A 16728-nucleotide genomic window follows, 5' to 3' on the forward strand; every position below is an offset into this window, starting at 1 on the left:
GAGGGCGGGCGGAAGCAACCCGTCAGGGGACGGGATCGAATCCACCGGGGTGGAATGGCTGGCAGCGCAGCAGGCGCCAGACGGTGAGGGCGCTGCCCTTCAAACCGCCGTGCTTCTCCAGCGCCTGCATGGCGTAGGTGGAGCACGAGGGGTGGAACCTGCACGCCTTCGGCAGCAGCGGCCCCAGGAACCGCCGGTAGAAGCGGATGGGCAGGGCGATGACGAAGGCGAGTGGACTCATGGGGCGGCAGGCTCTTTAGGCGGCACGCGGGGTGCTGGAAAGAGCCGTTGCAGCTTACGGGTGACGCCGTCGAACGCACGGGAAACTTGCGCGAAGGAGGCCTCCTTCGCCGAGGAGCGGACGACCAGGACTACGTCGAGACCAGGGGGCCATTGCCCGCGGTGCTTGCGGAACAGCTCGCGGAGCACTCTGCGCAGGCGCGCGCGCACCACCGCGTTGCCCACCTTGCTGGAGACGGTGAGCCCTACGCGGGAGTGCGCCCGGTTGTTGCGTTGAACGAGGGCCAGGAGGCAGTCGGACGGAACCTTCTGACCGCCCTCCTGGACTTCGAGGAACTCACGGCGCTGGAGCAGGCGAAGGGCCTTGGGGAAGCGCTCGTCGGTTGCCTGAGGCACCCGCGGCGCCGCTCCCTCGGCCATCGTCCGTGCGTCCAGTTACTTCTTGAACGACGACACCACCAGGCGCTTACGGCCCTTCGCGCGGCGGCGCTTGAGGACATCCCGGCCGGACTTGGTGGCGTTCCGCTTACGGAACCCGTGGGCGCGGTTGCGCCGGATCTTCGACGGCTGGTACGTGCGCTTGGACACAACGACTCCTGAGAGCTGAAGGCAGCGCCTGAATCAACGGCGCGACCCGTACATTGGAAAGGGGGCGTCCGTAACCCTATTTCCTGGACAAGTCAATCAAGGATCACCTGCGCCGACCGTGCAGCCCTGCGCCGGGGGGACCGGGCGATCATGTAGGAAAAGGGAGCAGGGGGCAAGGAACGGGTGGCGGCTGGCCGTTGCGAGTCTCCCTCGGGCCGACGTGCTCAGGGCCAGGTCCAGACGGCGGCTGCCGGGAGTTCCCTCGGCAGTACGGTTGCTCCAGCCTTGGAACCCGGTTGCTTTGGAACGCGGCCATCGGGACCACCCAAAACGATGCAGACGGGATAGGTGCTCCCGTCCGGTAGGCGTGCCTCGGTGTACCGGGCGATGACGGCTTCCTTGTCACCCTCGTAGATGCCCGGGCCTGTCCACAGCCGTCCGTACAGCAGCGTGCCGTCGGGCAACGCAGGATCAGCCCAGGCGTACCCAACGATGCGCCCAACAACGGGGCCATCCTGGTAGGTGCCAAGCTGGCTCTGATCTCCGGGCTGATTGATATCGATGACGGCCTTGAGCTCCTTGCGGAGCTTGAGGCGCTGAAACATGGCCTGCGTCGAAGCCTCGGGGCAGCGCACGTCAGCTTCAGGCCGAGTGGGCACACTCGGGCAGGCAAGCCCGGCTGTGGCACACACCAACGCAGCAGCGTGCCGTGGCAGGGGAAATCGCCGGAGGGCGGAGACGATGGAGGAGGAGGGCACGAGCGAGCTTCCTTTCTCAGATGGGGGCGCGAGCATGCTGAGCGCTAGCCACAGGGCCAGAAAAACCGGCAGCGCGCCACACAGCGCCCATGCCACTGCGCGCCTGCGGGTCCGCCCTGGAGTTGGAGCCGCGGCACTGGATTGGGCGTCGGGCTCCGGTTCATCTTCTTCGGCAGCGAGCGGGTCCTCTAAGCGCTTCGCATCACTCTTGACCGACGCCTCCGAAGCATCCACCTCTTCTGGCAATGGCTGCTCCAGGGAGATCTGCCACTCCGGCTTCCTCTTCTCCTTCGCTGCGTCCCACAGGGCCTGCAGAAGGGCCTCAGCGTCGGCGTACCTATCCTCGGGACGCTTCGCGAGCAGCCGCATGGTGATGTCGCTCAGCGCTCGCGGCACCCTCGGGTTGAGAACGTAGGGGGCGGAGGGAACCTTCGTCGCGATGGCAAGGACGAGCTGGTCGTAGGGCAACTTCGGGTCGAAGGCGTAGCCATCGGTGAGTGCCTCGAAGAGCAGCGTCCCCAAGGCGTAGAGGTCGCCTGCGGGGCCAGGTTCGAAGGCGGCTCCCTCTTCCCAAGAGCCCTCAGCCAGGAAGGCCAAGGACTCGGGAGGGAGGAGGTGCGGCGATGTTGGGGGCACGCCCACCGTCAGGGTGGCCATGCCCGGCTGCCGAGCCACGCCAAAATCGATGAGGACCGGCTGCCCATCCTCCTTGCGGATGAGGATGTTGGCCCCCTTCAAGTCCCGGTGCCACAACTGGCGCCGGTGCAGTCTGTCGACAAGCCGTACCACTTCGGTGAAGACCTCCAGCAGCCGCGCGGCGGTGGGCTTCACCCGCCAACACCACTCGGTGAAGGTCTCCCCCTCTACGTAGTCCGTTACGAAGTAGAGGTAGCCGGACGGTCCCAGCCAGTGGTCCAAGGCATGGACTTTCAGCCCGGTGTCGTAGGCCATGTGGATGGCGGCCTCACGCGAAACGCGACCATCCGCGTCCTCTTCCTCCTGCTCATGCTTGCCCGCGGGCCGTAGTGCCACCTTCAGAGTGAAGGGCTGACCAGGCTGCTCCTCTCGCTCCACCTTGAAGAGGCGGCCCCCACCTCCTCCGCCCAGCAGCTCGAGAATCTTCCAGGGCCCCACCTGGTTTCCGGGGGAGAGGTGGTCGGGATGCACGGGTGACGTCGTCATGGTCCTCTTCTCGTCCCTTTCTCAATCACCGCAGCGCCGGCAGAGACACGCCGCTGATTCGCAGGACGCGACTCCCAGTGGGCTCCGCCAGTTCCAGGCGCAGGTCCTCCGTGGGCAATTCGGAAAGCGCCCCGGTCTCCACAAGCACGAGGCCCGCTTCACCTGGAGCGAGCTGGGGCTTCTCCATGCGCACGGACTTCACCGGAACGGGCTGGCCATTCAGGCGGAAGAGGCGCACCCCACTGGGGCTCCATGGGCGCTGGCCCGCGAGGTTCAGCACACGCACCACAACCACGGTCCACGTGCTGGCCCGGTAGACCGCGCCCGTCTCCAGCTTGAGCCCACTGGTGTTTCCCGGAGGAGCAGCCGAGTCGAACCACTTGACGCTGACAGGTGAGTCCAGCATCCCGGAGAGGATGAGCCCCGATGGACCGCCGTCGCCGCACCGGCCTTGAAGTGCGGTGAGTTGAGCCTGTACCTGCGTCAGCTCCTGCTGAAGCGCCTCCGCGCTACGCGCACGGCGAAGGACTTCCACAGCCGCATCCACCTGCTCCCCAGCGGCGACGAGGACGAAGAGGGCTTCCTGCGGGGACGCCCCGTCCGCGAAGCGCACGGTGAGGAGGAGTCGCTCGTCATCAGCCAGGTCCACCTTGGGCTTCAAGGTGACGGTGCGCTCCTCCACCACGAAACGCTCGAAGTGGGTGTCTCGGCCCTGCACCACGACGCTCTTCGTCAGGAGCGGTGAGTCGAACGTGAGAGTGGTGAGCGCTCCCTTCGCCACCTGGACAGAGGCATCCACCGGACTCGAAAGCAGGGAGAGCGCACGCTGCCGAAGTTGCCGAGCAGGAGGGGAGGGCTGAGCAGCGGCAACGCTTGCCACCAGCAGCACCAGAAGAGAGAGCCGGCATGAGTAGTAGGACACGTCCGGAAGGGCCTCCAAGGGTCCACCCCCACAGGGTTGGCCCCCAGCAATCGTCCCGGCCGCCGCCTACCGTCCCTTCGCCACCCTGAACAACTCGACCGGATCCACCTCAAAGCCTTCGGCGATCCGCGCGATGGTGGTGAGGGTGAGGTTGACCTCTTCTCCCTCAACGCGCTGATAGACGCGCACCGTCATCCCGCAGCGGTGCGCGGCTTCCTCCTGGGTCCATTCCCTCTGCTGACGCAGACGACGTACGGCAGCCGCCAGCCGTCGCTGGAGGTCTCGGTACACGGGGGACTCGTACTGCGCCGCCCGTTCGGGGCGGCGTCTTCTTTCGGCCGGGCGCCGCACCATCTTGCGGCGGGACCGTAGGAGGGCCTACAACGACCATACCACGCCACTAGAGACGTGTCTTCAGTGTCGCGTCACGGAGCACGACGCAGAGGCCGTGGAACGAGGCGTCCTTTCGATTCAGGAGCGTGTGGTGGCGCTGGTGAAGTGCAGGGAGTGCGGCAACGACGTGGCAACTTCCGCGGCGACTTGCCCAGGTGCGGCGCGCCCGTCCTCCGGCAGTTCCTCACCACCCGGAACATCCTCCTCGCCTTCTGCGCCTTGGGCATGTGCTACGTCGGCTCTTGCGTCGTCCTCAACTTGACGGACACGTCGGGGAGGCGCGGCCAACCCACCATTGCAGAAGGGGAGCCCAAGCAGGTGGACATCGGCCCCTTGCTCCGTGAGTACAGTGCCAACGAGCTGCAGGCGGATGACAATTACCGGTGTCACCTCATCAAGACGTCTGAATGGGCGGAGTCCCGAGGGCGAGACCCGCTCGGGAACGTATTTCTCGTCCTTGCTTCCGCCAGTGGCACCGAGCCCACCAAGCTTCACTGCTTCATTCCCGAAAAGCACGCCGAGAAGGTGGCCAGCCTTTCCCAAGGTGCCCACATCACCATCCGCGGGCCAGTATCCGGGCTGGCTGCGGACAAAGTCGTCGTCACCTGCTGCGAACTCGTCGGCCAATAGCGGACGGAGTGAATACCGACCCACACTGATTCCCTCCTCTGAGCAGCACTGGATCGTTGAGATACCAGGTCGGCCGTAGTCAGGCTGTCGCGGGCCGCCCTGTCGGATCGCGGTTTCGATCAGACCAAGGAGCCCGCGTGCTCTGGAGCGTCAGGGGTTGACTTCGCCGAAACATGAACAGTTCTGTACCCTTGGCCCGCCCTCTGCGCGCGGGCGGAGGGCAACAGGTCGCAAGTGGCCAGTCCCGAGCGATCACGGATGCGATCCGTTCAGCCGACCTTGCACGATCCGATTACCCGGTCCCTGACAGTCACGACGGGCTCGGGAGAGGAGCTACGATGGAGGCTACACCAGCCGGCCTATGCTAAGGTTTGAATTCTCAGATTAGCTAGGGCTAAGCTAGACGACCTATAGATAAGGGGGAGCTTCGTTCGCGCTGCCCCACTAAACCTGCGGAGTTACCATGACGCTCAGTGTCGCGAACGCCTTGCCGAAGACGCTAATTCGAGGTACGCAAAACAGCGCCCAGCACATCATCAAAGCCCACTCAGCGAACGAGTTGTTCTTCGCCGTCGTCGGACATGTCGGCTCAGGAACCTCCACTATCGTTAAGGCACTGGAGCGAATTCTAAATGGCGATGCAGGCAGGCCCCTTCCTGGAGGTAAACCCTACCAAGTCAAGGTTCTCAAGGCCCGTGATGCCATCGTCAATTGGGCTGAGAATGCTGGGCACTTGGCCAATGGACTTAAGGCTGGAAAGGTAGAACAAGTCATTCAGCTACAAGATCTGGGCGATGCGATGCGAGAGCAAGACCACTCAGCCGTGGCACGCTCTCTCATCAACTCAATTCGCTTGGCTCGAGCAGAACTCAAAGGCGAACCAACAAGCAACGGTGTCGTACAACCGGATGGGAGTCCCAGGGCCTACATCATCGACGCCCTTCGACATCCAGCTGAGGCGCACCTCCTGCGCAGCCTTTACCGGAACGCCTTCGCCCTTATCGGCGTCGTCTGTAACAATGAGACGATGCGCAAGGAGCGCCTGCGTGAGAAATTTGAAGGAAAGACATCAGACGTCTCAATTACAGACATCATGACGCGAGACTCCAAGGACCTGGACCCAGAAAAAAAGAACGGGCAGCGGGTCATGGACACATTTCATTTGGCAGATTACTTCATCGACAATAGCGAGAATCGCGTAATACCAAAGGAACTTGAAAAGCGACCCCTTCCCAACTCCAACTGGACAGTGAATGAGCAACTCCTTCGACTGGTCAAAATCATTACCCATGAAAGCGTAGAACGCCCCACCACCAGCGAAACCGCAATGCATGCCGCACATGGCGCGCAGATGCGAAGCGCCTGCCTATCTCGCCAAGTGGGAGCAGCCCTGATTGACGGGAACGGGAACCTCATTTCGACGGGAACGAATGAGGTTCCGAGGGCAGGAGGAGGTGTCTATAGCCAAGAGGACCATAGCCGGTCTCACGAAGATTTTCGCTGTGCCTATAGAGACACTCCTGAATGCAGCAACACCAAGGAACAGGAGACAATCATTGGGGATCTGATTGATACTGTTGCCAAGACGGAGGCACTTGATGCCGAGACTCGAAGCCTTCTTCAAAAGGCCTTGAGTGAAAAGGGGGCCCGTAAGAAGCTGCACCAAGAGTTCCGCCGCTCACGTGTAGGAGGGTTGCTGGAGTTCAGCCGAGCAGTACATGCTGAAATGGACGCCCTCCTGAGCGCAGCGCGTGTAGGCACATCCACCGTAAATTGTCGGCTTTTTGTTACAACGTACCCGTGCCACTATTGCGCGCGCCACATCGTTAGCGCGGGAGTCACCGAGGTGCAGTACATCGAGCCCTACCCAAAGAGCCAAGCCCTAGCCCTGCACGGGGATTCCATCGCCACCAGCCTCATGAAACAGAGCGGGTCGGGAGTGAATGGGAGCAAAGTTCTCTTTAGGCCATTTACTGGGGTTGCCCCTCGACTCTACCAGCGGGCATTCCTAAAGGATCGCGAACTGAAGCGCCAGGATGGCGGCTTCGAGATGGGCGAGCCCGATTGGGGGACGGCGTGGGACGTCAGCAGATTCAGCTATGCTGACCTCGAAGTGAAGCTGAGGGCCGATGCTCCGCAGGAGCCGGAGGTACGTCGTGGGTAGTAACCCTGGTGCGTCTCATCTGAGACTGCTCCTCCCTACGGAGCAGGATGAGCCGCTGACTGCCACGGAGCAGCCAGCCTTGGGAGCACTCGTTTCCCCCCCCGAGCAGCTCTGCTTTCCTTTCGAGGAGCCAGCAGTCCTTCTCGGCATGGTGGACATGTTCGGCATGCCCGCCGCTCAATTTGTCTCGCTGCTGAGAAACCTTCACCCTAAGTGGGTGATGGATCTCCGCGTGGTGCCCTTTTTCGACCTTGGGGGTGCCAGCAGACGCTGGTTCTTCGAACTCTTCGAGGAGTTGGACATCCAGTACCAGGATGTATCCGGGTACCTTGGGGAAGGGCCCGATGACACCGCCTACTTTCGCCAAGCGGCGGGCGTCATCAGTTCCGTCTTCACTGCGGCCCCTGCCCACCAAACCCCAGGCACCACGCTTGTGCTACTCGAGCGCCGCGCGAGGGCCCAGGCCGCAAAGGAAGTCCTCCCCGGGCTATTGAAGCCTACACCCAAGGGGGGGTGGAACACGACGCTGCTTTCCGTGCACATTCCAACTTTCACGTTGCACATCCAGGCTTGACCTTAATCCCCTTCAGGTAAGTCCGCGAAGGGGCAGCCCTGCGCGGTCGAAGAAGCCACGCAGAGTCGAATGACGGCCACCGAGGCGGCCAAATGCCGCTCGCACTTGGCCCTTGTGTCAGGGAAGTTGTCGCCTCGGCTGACCGGCCGAACTGAACGGCCCAAGGGAACGAGCGCAGGCAGGACGCAGCGGCGTCTGGTGCTTCTGACCTCATAACGAGAAGGAGTTCACCTTTCGGTGTGCACCAAGCGGGGATGCCGCCTGCGCCACGGGGCCCAGCGCTTCCTGCGCGCCAAGAACTATCACAGCGAGTTGCTCAGCCCGCCGGTGCTCCTCGCGGGCCTGGGCGTACCTGGTCCTGGAGGCAGGACTCCCGTCCATCCCGCGCACAGCCTCCTGTAGCTCTGCTTCGGCTTTCCCCAGGCACCACGCCAACGCCGCCATGTCCATCAGGTGGTGGAGAGCAAGGCAGTCTTGGGCCGTGGCCCCAGCCCAGTGGAAGCCGGGGCCATAACAGGTTGCAGTTCAGCAGTGACTACTCACCCGTTATCCCGATGCTGCCGAATCTCTTCTGCCGCCTTCAGCAGTTCGACCTTCTCCTGGGGCGCTGTGGCGCGGGTCGATTGATCCCGCAAAGCAGCTTCTGCTCTGACCAGAGCCTCAACCTCTTTAGCCGTTGCCGAATAAGGCGGGTTTGCGAGCGCGTGAGCGATCAGCGACCGCAAGTTGTCCATCGAAAGCAGTTGAGGCTCAGCCACGGAAGCACCTCGGTAGAAGTTTAAGATCCCATGTATGGGCAAATTTGACTGAGGATGCGACTGTTCCCGCAGAGCTTCGTCCTGGGTAAAACAGAACCAAGTTCCGTGCTCGCATCATCCAAGGTGCCGTCCTCGGGTTCGCTACCCGAAGGATTGAAGCTGCTGTGTACCCGCTGGGTCTTTTAGAGCGCGGTACTGGCTCTACAACTGCCACGTCCTTCGTAGGTCACCACTTGGCGTCCATGGGACTCCGCATGCGCCAGCCGACCCTGGTCGGCCTTAGTTCGTGGTGACGCGACGCCATCCAGAGCTTGGTGGCTGCTGGGAGGATGCTCCTGCCACCCGCGGAGGTCTGGATTCTTGCCGCTGAGCCCCCCTTGTAGCCACCCCTCACACTTTCACTCCGCAGCAGATTGATAGCCCTCAACCTGCCGTAACTCTTGGAGGAAAGTGCCCGTTCGACCCCTCGGAAAAAGTGGGTAAGGTCGAAAGGATCACCTGCGCCGACCGTGCAGCCCTGCGCCGGGTGGTCCGGGCGATCATGTAGGAAAAGGGAGCAGGGGGCAAGGAACGGGTGGGTACGCCGCCCGTTCCAGTAGCCTCTCCAGGATGATCCTCCGCGACGTCATGGATGAGGACCTCCCCCTGTTCTTCGAACACCAGCGCGACCCCGAAGCGGCGCGCATGGCCGGATTTCCATCGCGGGAGCGCGATGCGTTCATGACCCACTGGCGCACGAACGTCCTGCGCCCCGGGAACGTCAACCGCACCATCGTGATGGACGGCGAGGTGGTGGGGAACATCGGCAGTTGGGAGCAGGAGGGCCAGCGCCTTGTTGGCTACTGGATTGGCCGCGAGCATTGGGGCCGGGGCCTCGCCACCCGGGCGCTCTCCGAGTTCCTCCGGCTCGTGCCCACCCGGCCGCTGCACGCGTGGGTCGCCGCCCACAACCTCGCGTCGATCCGCGTCCTGGAGAAGTGCGGCTTCCACACCGTTCCCCACGAGGATCCGGGCGAAGTCCTCATGAGGCTGGATCCAACGTAGGAGTGGGGGAGGACTTACGCGCTCCGCCCCCACCCGCCGGGGCGTCGCGCTGATCCGTGCTACAGGCCGGTTCCTTGATCAGCCGGAGAGCGGGTGTTAGCACCGCCGGACGTCCGCGGGTTGCCTCCTTCCGCGCCGTCCCTGAGCCTCCAAGTGAACGCCCTCGCCCAAGCCCCTTCGCCTTCGCTTCCCAGTGCCGGCGTCATCTGGACCCGCACGCTGGAAGCCATCCGTCAGGAGGGCCTGCACTACGCCCTCACCTGGCTGGAGCGGATGCGCCCCATGGAGGTGCGCGAGAACGCCCTGGTCCTGGGCGTGCCGGACCGCTTCTTCCGCGACTGGGTGGATGACCACTACCGCTCCATGCTGGAGACGCACCTGGCCCGGCTGGAGCCGTCCCTGGGCCGCGTCGCCTATGAGGTCGTCGTCGGCCCGCCGCCGACCGCGGACCTGCCGCCCACGCCCACCGTCAAGGTGAACTCGATGCGGCCCGCGCGGCTCAACCCGCGCTTCACCTTCGACACCTACGTCGTCGCGGACAGCAACCAGCTCCCCGCCGCCGCCGCGCAGGCCGTGGCCCACCGGCCGGGCCACAACTACAACCCGCTCTACATCTACGGCGGCACCGGCCTGGGCAAGACGCACCTGCTCCAGGCCGTGGGAAACCACATCTGGGAGAAGGACCCCACCCAGCGCATCGTCTACCTCTCCAGCGAGCAGTTCACGAACGAGTACGTGGAGAGCGTGCGCGAGCACCGCATGACGGACTTCCGCCGGAAGTTCCGCGAGGAGTGCGACGTGCTCCTCATCGACGACATCCAGTTCCTGGGCAAGCGCGAGGAGACGCAGAAGGAGTTCTTCTACACCTTCGAGACGCTCTTCGGCCTCAACAAGGCCATCGTGCTCACCAGCGACATGGTGCCCGCGGAGGTCCCCGGCATGGAGGACCGCCTGCGCAGCCGCTTCGCCATGGGCCTGATGGCGGACATCCGCGAGCCCACCTACGAGACGCGCGTCGCCATCCTCCAGAAGAAGGCCGAGCAGGAGGGCCTCGACCTGCCGGACCCCGTGGCGCACTTCATCGCGAAGCACGTGCAGAAGAACGTGCGCGAGCTGGAAGGCGCGCTCGTGAAGCTGTCCGCGATGCACAGCCTCACCAAGCAGCCGGTGACGGAGGAGTTCGCGTCCCAGGTGCTGCGCGACATCCTCCCGGCGCAGCGCACCGTGGACGTGGAGGCCATCCAGCGCGAGGTGGCCCGCTTCTACAAGGTGACGGTCGAGGCGCTGAAGGAGGACCGGCGCCACAAGGCGCTCGCGCACGCGCGCCAGGTGGCCATGTACCTGAGCCGCAAGCTGACCAAGAGCTCCTTCCCGGAGATCGCCTCGCGCTTCAACAAGGACCACTCCACCGTCATCTCCGCCGTGCGCAAGGTCGAAGGCCTGCGGGAGACGGACGCGGCCGTGCACCGCGACCTGTCGGAGCTGGAGACGAAGCTCGGCGGCATGTAGCCCGCGTCAGGGCGCGGCCGGCTGTGACGGGGCGGAGACCTCCTCCAGCGTCCTGCCGCTCTCCTGGTCGCTGAGCTCCGCGGAGATGTCTCCCAAGGAGAGGATGCCCACCAGCCGCTTCGCCCGGTTCAACACCAGGATGCGGCGGATCTGCGAGGCCCTCATCTTCTGGGCCGCCTGGGTGAGGTCATCGTCGTCGTAGACGAACTCCACGCCCCGGGTCATCGCCTGGGCCACCTGGGTGCGCTCGGCGTCCAGCCCCTGCGCCACCGCGCGGATGACGATGTCCCGGTCCGTGACGATGCCCACCAGCTCGTCGCCGTCACACACGGGGATGGGGCCCACGTTCAGCAGGCGCATCTTCTCCGCGGCCAGCCTCAGGGAGTCAGACGGACGGACGACCTCCACGTCGGATGTCATCACGTCGCTCACTCGTTGCGTTGCCATGGCGTCTCTCCTGTGAGGGGTTCCTCCTTCAGCGTGGGCACCCGGCTGTCCACGGGCATGCGCCGCCATCCAGTGTGTCTGTCCATTTCCCCGGGCCTCGGGCATGGTGGGGCTTCGCGGGTCCTCCGGGGTCCTCGCATCGGGGCACCCGGCCGGAGGTGCTCCCCCTCACGCGTTGCTTCCGACATGCCCTCCATCCCCTGGTTGCGTACTTCCGGCCTCGCTGTCGCCGCGCTGTGTCTGTCTGCCTGTGACAGCGGCTCGGACACCACCGAGCTGCGCTTCGGCATCAACCCCTCGACCTACACGCGGCCGCTGACGGCGGAGTCCTCCTCCCGGCGGACGGCGATGGAGTCTCCGCTACCGCCCCCCTCCTTCCGCTCGGATGACGGCCTCGTGTTCACGGTGGAGTCCGCCAGCGCCACGCTGTTCGACGTGCGTCTGTATCTGCCTCCCGGGCGCGAGTGCTCGGACTACGAGGGCCAGTTGGATCCGTTGATCACCTGCACCGACGCGGTGGACGGCAAGCCCGGGATGCTGAGCGCGCGCGAGCCCCTGGAGGTGGATTGGATGAACGCCACCGTCCTTCCGGACTGGCCGCTCCGCATCCCCCCGGGAATCTATGGCTCCGTCGAGGCCCGCCTGGGCCAGAGCGCGCCCGCGCTCCCCAGCTTCAGCATGAACGCGAGCTTCACCTGGAAGGACCAGCGCCATGTCCTGGAAGTGGCCTTCCCCTCCACCGCGCCCCTGCGCTTCGAGGCACGAGATCCCCTGGACATCCTCAGCGGGGGCGAGAGCGCGCTCGTGGTGGGCAGCCTGGAGTTGACCACATGGCTCGACTTCATCCCCGTGGAGGCCTGTCTGGCTTCAGGGGACCTGACCCTGGACGGCACCACGCTGCGCCTGGAGACCGGGAAGGGTGCGTGCGCGGACGCCGCCGTGCGAATGCAAGACCAGATCGAAACCAGCGCCAAGGTGCTCCGCGCTTCCCACCGCTGACCGCCGCGGTCAGGAGTGGAGCCGGTCGGACAGCCACGGCAGCACGGCGACTCCCCACAGCAGCGGACCGATAAGCCCCAGGACCAGGCCCGCGAGGGCCTGCCCCCGGCGGCCGATGGGCGGGGTGGCCGCCGGGTCCACGCGCTTGAGCGCCACCGCGCCGCAGATCACCGCGAAGGGCGCGAGCAGGGGCATGACCAGCGAGCTGTACCCCAACCGCAGGGCCTGACGGGCCATCGGGTTGTTGTAGCGCTGGTCCCACAGCGCCTTCAGCGCCCCGGGCGACACCGGCAGCCGGAAGAAGAGCTGGTTGCGCACGTCCCGGTGGACGTGCAGCCCGGTGAGCACGCCGGGGATGGCGCACAGGAAGTAGAGGAAGCGCCCGTCCGGCACCAGGGCATCCGCCACCACCGCCATCACCAGCGGCGTCACCAGCAGGGCGTGCCGCGCCCAGCGCTGGCCCAGGAAGAAGGCCACGCCCACCGGAACGGGCACCAGCGGCAGGAGCGTGAAGAGCGACCCCCTCGTCGCGCGCAGCCCCCACTGCGCCAGGGCGGCGGCCGTGGCCACGCAGAGCAGCACCGTCACGCCCCCCACCACCCACGCCCACTCATCGCGCCGGCCCTGGTAGCGCTGACGCAGGGCCTCCAGGTAGTTCACGTCCGGGCGCGCCGCGCACGCCTGGCAGTACAGCCGTGCCTCCAGCCCCGCCACGGACGTGGCGCAGTCCGCGCAGATGAAGCTCCCGCAGCGGAAACACGTGCCGCCCGCGGGCAGGTCCGGGTGGACCGCGCAGCGGCCCTGCGGGGACGAGGGCACCTCCAGGCTCATGGCCGCAGTGTCGCACGGCGAGCAACACCCGGCACCCCCGAGCCCACCCCGCCGCCTTCCGGCTTACAGCGCCCGGAGTGCGTGCTAAGCGCGCGACAGACCGTCCTGAACCGTGGAGGAACCTTGTCCCGATTGAAGGCCCTCGCCGCAGCGGCCCTGTTCGTGGGGCTTCCGGCGCTCGCGCAGACCCCCGAGGCGAAGCCGCTGGAGCCCGGCCGCGAAAACCTGGCCATCCCGTATGAGAAGTACACGCTGCCCAACGGCATGGAGGTCATCCTCTCCGTGGACCGCAAGCTGCCCGTGGTGGCCGTCAACGTCTGGTACCACGTGGGCGCCTACGACGAGACACCGGGCCGCACCGGCTTCGCGCACCTCTTCGAGCACATGATGTTCCAGGGCTCCAAGCACGTGCCGGACGACGTGCACATCGGCCTGCTGGAGCAGGCGGGCGCCACGGACCTCAACGGCACCACCAGCTTCGACCGCACCAACTACTACGAGACCGTGCCCAGCAACCTGCTGGAGACGGCGCTGTGGTTGGAGAGCGACCGCATGGGCTTCCTGCTGGACTCGCTCACGGAGAAGAAGCTCCAGACGCAGAAGGAGGTCGTGAAGAACGAGCGCCGCCAGGGCGTGGAGACGGCCCCCTACGGTGAAGCGCAGGAGAAGGCGTGGCAGGCGCTGTTCCCCGCGCCGCACCCGTACTCCGGCAACGTGATCGGGTCCATGAAGGACCTGGACGCGGCCACGGTGGACGACGTGAAGGCGTTCTTCCGCAAGTGGTACGCGCCCTCCAACGCGACGCTCGCCATCGTGGGCGACTTCGACCCCGCGAAGGCCAAGGCGCTGGTGGAGAAGTACTTCGCCACGCTGCCCTCCGGGCCCAAGCCCCAGCGTCCGGACGTGAAGCCCGTGAAGGTCACGCGCGAGACGACCCTCCGCCACGAAGAGAAGGTGGCCACGCTGCCCCTGCTCACCATGTCCTGGCTCACCGCCCCGTACCTGAAGCCCGGGGACGCGACGGCGGACGTGCTCGCCACCGCGCTGGGCACCGGCCGCGCGAGCCGCCTGTACCGCCGGCTGGTGCTGGACAAGCCACTGGCGCAGAGCGTGGAGGCCGTGCAGCAGAGCCAGGGCGCGCAGTCCGTCTTCTCCATCGAGGCGGTGGCCCGGCCCGGCGTCACCACGGACACGCTGAAGAAGGAGATCGACGCGGTGCTGGACGAGGTCCGCGAGGAAGGCGTCACGCAGGAGGAGATCGTCCGCGCGCGCACCCGCTATGACACGCGCCAGCTCGCGGGCCTGCAGGCGGTGGGCGGCAGCGGCAGCAAGTCCGACACGCTCCAGAGCTACAACCAGTTCGTGGGCGAGCCCAGCTACGTCGCGCAGGACCTGGCGCGCTACCAGGAGGTCACCCCCGACGCGGTGAAGCAGTTCGCCAACGACGTGCTGCGCCCCGACGCGCGCGTCGTGCTCCACGCCGTGCCGTCCGCCGGCAGGGCCGCTCCGTCTTCCGCCCCGGGCAAGGAGGCCCGCTAGTCATGCACCGCCGAATCCTCACTGCCCTCCTCACGCTGTCCATCGCCGGCTGCGCCACCACGAAGCCCGCGGAGACGCCGGCTGAAACGGCGCCGGCCGCGCAGCCGCAACCCCAGACACCGGCTCCGGACGCGGAGGCGTTCCGCGACCAGCCGCCCGCGCCCGGCAAGCCGCCGGAGCTGGTGCTGCCCACCTTCGAGCAGGCGAAGCTGGACAACGGCCTCACCGTCATCGTCAGCACGCGCAAGGAATTGCCGCTGGTGTTCGTGGGCATCGCCTTCGCCGCGGGCGTGTCGCAGGAGCCCGCCGCGAAGCTGGGCATCGCGGACCTGTCCTACCGCATGCTGCTGGAGGGCGCGGGCAAGCGCGACACGGTGGCGCTGGACAACGCGTTCGCGGACCTGGGCGTGTCGCCCGCCATGTCGGTGGACCCGGACGGCGCCTTCGTGGGCGCGCGCGTGCTCACCCCCAACGTGGACGCGGCGATGAGCCTGCTGTCGGACGTCGTCCTGCGGCCCACCTTCGACGCGAAGGCCTTCGAGCGCCGCAAGAAGCAGCAGTTGGGCGAGCTGGTGCGCCGCATGGGCGACCCGAACTTCCTGGCGCAGCAGGCCTACTACCAGGCGGTGTTCGGCGCGGACCACCCGTATGGCCACACGTCCGGCGGGACGCCGAAGACGGTGGAGGCGCTCACGCTGGCGGACGCGAAGAACTTCTACACGAAGAACACGGGCCCTCGCGCCGCGGCGCTCATCATGGCCGGTGACGTGACGCTCCAGCAGGCGGTGGAGTGGGGGAAGAAGTACTTCGGCGGGTGGAAGGGCGGGGCCGTGGCGCCCAAGCCGCCGCCCGCGCCGCCCGCGCCGCCGCGCCAGCAGGTGCGCGTGGTGCCCAAGCCGGGCCTGGAGCAGACGGTGGTGCTGGTGGGCCGCCCCGGCCTCTCCGCGGGCCACCCGGACGAGTACCCGCTGGAGCTGGCCACCACGGTGTTCGGCGGCTTCTTCGGCAGCCGGCTCAACATGAACATCCGCGAGGACAAGGGCTACAGCTACGGCGCCAACGCGCACCTGGGCACGCGCCTGGGCGTGGGACCGCTCACCGCGTACGCGGCCGTGCGGCAGGACGTGACGGGCCCGGCGCTCCACGAGTTCATCCAGGAGCTGGCCGGCATCAAGTCCAGGCCCATCACGGAGAAGGAGCTGGCCGCCGCGCGCGAAGGCCTCATCCGCGGCTTCCCGGGCGCCTTCGAGACGGTGGAGGGCCTGGGCGGCAGCGCCGCGCAGCTCTACTTCCACCGCCGCCCCATGGACGACTTCAAGCGCGCCGTGGAGGGCCTGGAGAACGCCAGCGCCGCGGAGGTGCAGCGCGTGGCCGAGTCCTACCTGGACCCGGCCAACATGCAGGTGGTGCTCGTGGGCGACCCGCTGGTCATCCAGGAGCAGGTGACGCCGCTCCACCTGGGCAAGCTCACGCTGGTGGAGACGCCGGCGTCAAAGCCTGCCTCCAAGTAGCGGAGCGCCTCACCTCAAGGTGCGGAAGCCGGGGTCCCGACGCGGGTGTCGGGGCCCCGGCTTTTTTCATTCCCGGGTGGGCTCGTTCTCTTCCTGCTGGCGGGCCTCGGCCTTGAGGCGGCCGCGCTCCTCGCGCTCCTCGTCGTCGATGTCGTCCATGACGCTCTGGGGGTTGTTGCGGGGGCCGCCGACGGGGCCGTCGCTGTCGAGCGCGAACTTCTGCTCCTCGGTGGAGTGCTTGGCGTCGTCCGCGTACAGGGGCTTGGTGTCGTCCGCCTCCAGCCCGCCCTCCACGCGGTCCTTGGCGAAGCCAGGCTTGTGGGCGGTGTCGCTCTTCTTGCGGGTGGCCATGGGTTGCTCCGGAAGGGGGTGGGACAGCTCACACACTCACAATGTCGGCAGCCCTGGCCGCGAGCACCACGGTGGGGACCGTGGGGCAGGGGATTGGTTGCCCGCCCCCTGACCCTGGCGCGCGGAAAGCGGCTAGGATGGGGACTCCATGGCCGGACGCAGCGGGAACAGCCAGCGGCACGAGGGGACGACGTCCCCCGTGGGCGCGCGCGCGCGGACCGTGCTGACCGAGACTTGCACTCGCACCGGCCTGACTCCTCGCGGAGCGCGGACCGCCTGACTTCCGAA

18 protein-coding genes are annotated in these 16728 nt (G+C 66.4%); 8 read left to right on the forward strand and 10 right to left on the reverse strand.

What is annotated here, in order from left to right; genetic code table 11:
- Nucleotides 1–22: 22 nt before the first annotated feature.
- From yidD to K8556_RS34540, 6 genes are all read right to left on the reverse strand, one after another.
- Nucleotides 23–241, reverse strand: a complete 219-nt coding sequence (yidD, locus tag K8556_RS34515; RefSeq protein ID WP_014400870.1) for a membrane protein insertion efficiency factor YidD — start codon at nt 239–241, stop codon at nt 23–25.
- Nucleotides 238–660 carry a ribonuclease P protein component gene (rnpA, locus tag K8556_RS34520; RefSeq protein ID WP_120548166.1) on the reverse strand — a complete coding sequence of 141 codons (423 nt, stop codon included), beginning with the start codon at nt 658–660 and terminating at the stop codon, nt 238–240. Before rnpA ends, yidD begins: the two co-directional genes overlap by 4 nt.
- Nucleotides 661–675: 15 nt before the next feature.
- Entirely contained in the window at nt 676–828 is a 153-nt protein-coding gene (rpmH, locus tag K8556_RS34525; protein WP_014400872.1) for a 50S ribosomal protein L34, read from the reverse strand.
- 224 nt (nt 829–1052) lie between these two features.
- Complete coding sequence (locus K8556_RS34530) at nt 1053–2768, reverse strand: protein kinase (RefSeq protein WP_223744368.1); 1716 nt, start codon at nt 2766–2768, stop codon at nt 1053–1055.
- A 25-nt stretch (nt 2769–2793) separates the two neighbouring features.
- Nucleotides 2794–3690 (reverse strand): DUF2381 family protein, encoded by an 897-nt coding sequence (locus K8556_RS34535; protein WP_223744369.1) that lies wholly within the window; start codon nt 3688–3690, stop codon nt 2794–2796.
- Nucleotides 3691–3756: 66 nt separating this feature from the next.
- A complete protein-coding gene (locus K8556_RS34540; RefSeq protein WP_171435233.1) occupies nt 3757–3981 on the reverse strand; it encodes a helix-turn-helix transcriptional regulator in 225 nt (74 codons plus the stop codon).
- Nucleotides 3982–4308: 327 nt separating this feature from the next.
- On the opposite strand from K8556_RS34540, the gene K8556_RS34545 reads away from it, so the two are divergent.
- The 3 genes from K8556_RS34545 (at nt 4309) to K8556_RS34555 (ending at nt 7451) form a co-directional block, all read left to right on the forward strand.
- A complete protein-coding gene (locus K8556_RS34545) occupies nt 4309–4713 on the forward strand; it encodes an OB-fold putative lipoprotein (RefSeq protein WP_223744407.1) in 405 nt (134 codons plus the stop codon).
- 463 nt (nt 4714–5176) lie between these two features.
- On the forward strand, nt 5177–6877 hold the full coding sequence (locus K8556_RS34550) for an anti-phage dCTP deaminase (protein WP_223744370.1): 1701 nt from the start codon (nt 5177–5179) through the stop codon (nt 6875–6877).
- Between the two features lie 148 nt (nt 6878–7025).
- Nucleotides 7026–7451 (forward strand): hypothetical protein, encoded by a 426-nt coding sequence (locus K8556_RS34555; RefSeq protein ID WP_223744371.1) that lies wholly within the window; start codon nt 7026–7028, stop codon nt 7449–7451.
- 539 nt (nt 7452–7990) lie between these two features.
- On the opposite strand, the gene K8556_RS34560 is transcribed toward K8556_RS34555, so the two are convergent.
- Complete coding sequence (locus K8556_RS34560; protein ID WP_223744372.1) at nt 7991–8209, reverse strand: aldehyde dehydrogenase family protein; 219 nt, start codon at nt 8207–8209, stop codon at nt 7991–7993.
- Nucleotides 8210–8818: 609 nt separating this feature from the next.
- On the opposite strand from K8556_RS34560, the gene K8556_RS34565 reads away from it, so the two are divergent.
- Nucleotides 8819–9253, forward strand: a complete 435-nt coding sequence (locus K8556_RS34565; RefSeq protein ID WP_223744373.1) for a GNAT family N-acetyltransferase — start codon at nt 8819–8821, stop codon at nt 9251–9253.
- A 153-nt stretch (nt 9254–9406) separates the two neighbouring features.
- A complete protein-coding gene (dnaA, locus tag K8556_RS34570) occupies nt 9407–10762 on the forward strand; it encodes a chromosomal replication initiator protein DnaA (protein WP_223744374.1) in 1356 nt (451 codons plus the stop codon).
- Between the two features lie 6 nt (nt 10763–10768).
- Here dnaA and K8556_RS34575 read toward each other — a convergent pair whose 3' ends face one another.
- Complete coding sequence (locus K8556_RS34575; protein WP_223744375.1) at nt 10769–11209, reverse strand: CBS domain-containing protein; 441 nt, start codon at nt 11207–11209, stop codon at nt 10769–10771.
- A 186-nt stretch (nt 11210–11395) separates the two neighbouring features.
- On the opposite strand from K8556_RS34575, the gene K8556_RS34580 reads away from it, so the two are divergent.
- Nucleotides 11396–12208: a hypothetical protein gene (locus K8556_RS34580; protein ID WP_223744376.1), complete on the forward strand. Its 813-nt coding sequence runs from the start codon at nt 11396–11398 to the stop codon at nt 12206–12208.
- A gap of 9 nt (nt 12209–12217) precedes the next feature.
- On the opposite strand, the gene K8556_RS34585 is transcribed toward K8556_RS34580, so the two are convergent.
- Complete coding sequence (locus K8556_RS34585) at nt 12218–13039, reverse strand: DUF4190 domain-containing protein (RefSeq protein ID WP_223744377.1); 822 nt, start codon at nt 13037–13039, stop codon at nt 12218–12220.
- A gap of 132 nt (nt 13040–13171) precedes the next feature.
- Here K8556_RS34585 and K8556_RS34590 point away from each other — a divergent pair, with 132 nt between their 5' ends.
- Together K8556_RS34590 and K8556_RS34595 are read left to right on the forward strand one after the other, a co-directional pair.
- Nucleotides 13172–14578, forward strand: a complete 1407-nt coding sequence (locus K8556_RS34590) for a pitrilysin family protein (protein WP_223744408.1) — start codon at nt 13172–13174, stop codon at nt 14576–14578.
- 2 nt (nt 14579–14580) lie between these two features.
- Nucleotides 14581–16089, forward strand: coding sequence for a pitrilysin family protein (locus tag K8556_RS34595; protein WP_223744378.1), 1509 nt, complete (start codon nt 14581–14583; stop codon nt 16087–16089).
- A gap of 66 nt (nt 16090–16155) precedes the next feature.
- On the opposite strand, the gene K8556_RS34600 is transcribed toward K8556_RS34595, so the two are convergent.
- Nucleotides 16156–16440 carry a hypothetical protein gene (locus tag K8556_RS34600; protein WP_223744379.1) on the reverse strand — a complete coding sequence of 95 codons (285 nt, stop codon included), beginning with the start codon at nt 16438–16440 and terminating at the stop codon, nt 16156–16158.
- Between the last annotated feature and the right edge of the window lie 288 nt (nt 16441–16728).

The organism is Corallococcus sp. AS-1-12 (genome assembly GCF_020036995.1).
Taxonomy (GTDB): Bacteria; Myxococcota; Myxococcia; order Myxococcales; family Myxococcaceae; genus Corallococcus.

Coding starts and splice junctions, on each gene's coding strand:
- rnpA (WP_120548166.1), bottom strand. CDS start 660: ATGGCCGAGGGAGCGGCGCCGCGGGTGCCTCAGGCAACCGACGAGCGC.
- K8556_RS34580 (WP_223744376.1), top strand. CDS start 11,396: ATGCCCTCCATCCCCTGGTTGCGTACTTCCGGCCTCGCTGTCGCCGCG.
- K8556_RS34550 (WP_223744370.1), top strand. CDS start 5,177: ATGACGCTCAGTGTCGCGAACGCCTTGCCGAAGACGCTAATTCGAGGT.
- K8556_RS34565 (WP_223744373.1), top strand. CDS start 8,819: ATGATCCTCCGCGACGTCATGGATGAGGACCTCCCCCTGTTCTTCGAA.
- K8556_RS34585 (WP_223744377.1), bottom strand. CDS start 13,039: ATGAGCCTGGAGGTGCCCTCGTCCCCGCAGGGCCGCTGCGCGGTCCAC.
- yidD (WP_014400870.1), bottom strand. CDS start 241: ATGAGTCCACTCGCCTTCGTCATCGCCCTGCCCATCCGCTTCTACCGG.
- K8556_RS34545 (WP_223744407.1), top strand. CDS start 4,309: ATGTGCTACGTCGGCTCTTGCGTCGTCCTCAACTTGACGGACACGTCG.
- K8556_RS34575 (WP_223744375.1), bottom strand. CDS start 11,209: ATGGCAACGCAACGAGTGAGCGACGTGATGACATCCGACGTGGAGGTC.
- K8556_RS34595 (WP_223744378.1), top strand. CDS start 14,581: ATGCACCGCCGAATCCTCACTGCCCTCCTCACGCTGTCCATCGCCGGC.
- K8556_RS34600 (WP_223744379.1), bottom strand. CDS start 16,440: ATGGCCACCCGCAAGAAGAGCGACACCGCCCACAAGCCTGGCTTCGCC.
- K8556_RS34530 (WP_223744368.1), bottom strand. CDS start 2,768: ATGACGACGTCACCCGTGCATCCCGACCACCTCTCCCCCGGAAACCAG.
- K8556_RS34555 (WP_223744371.1), top strand. CDS start 7,026: ATGGTGGACATGTTCGGCATGCCCGCCGCTCAATTTGTCTCGCTGCTG.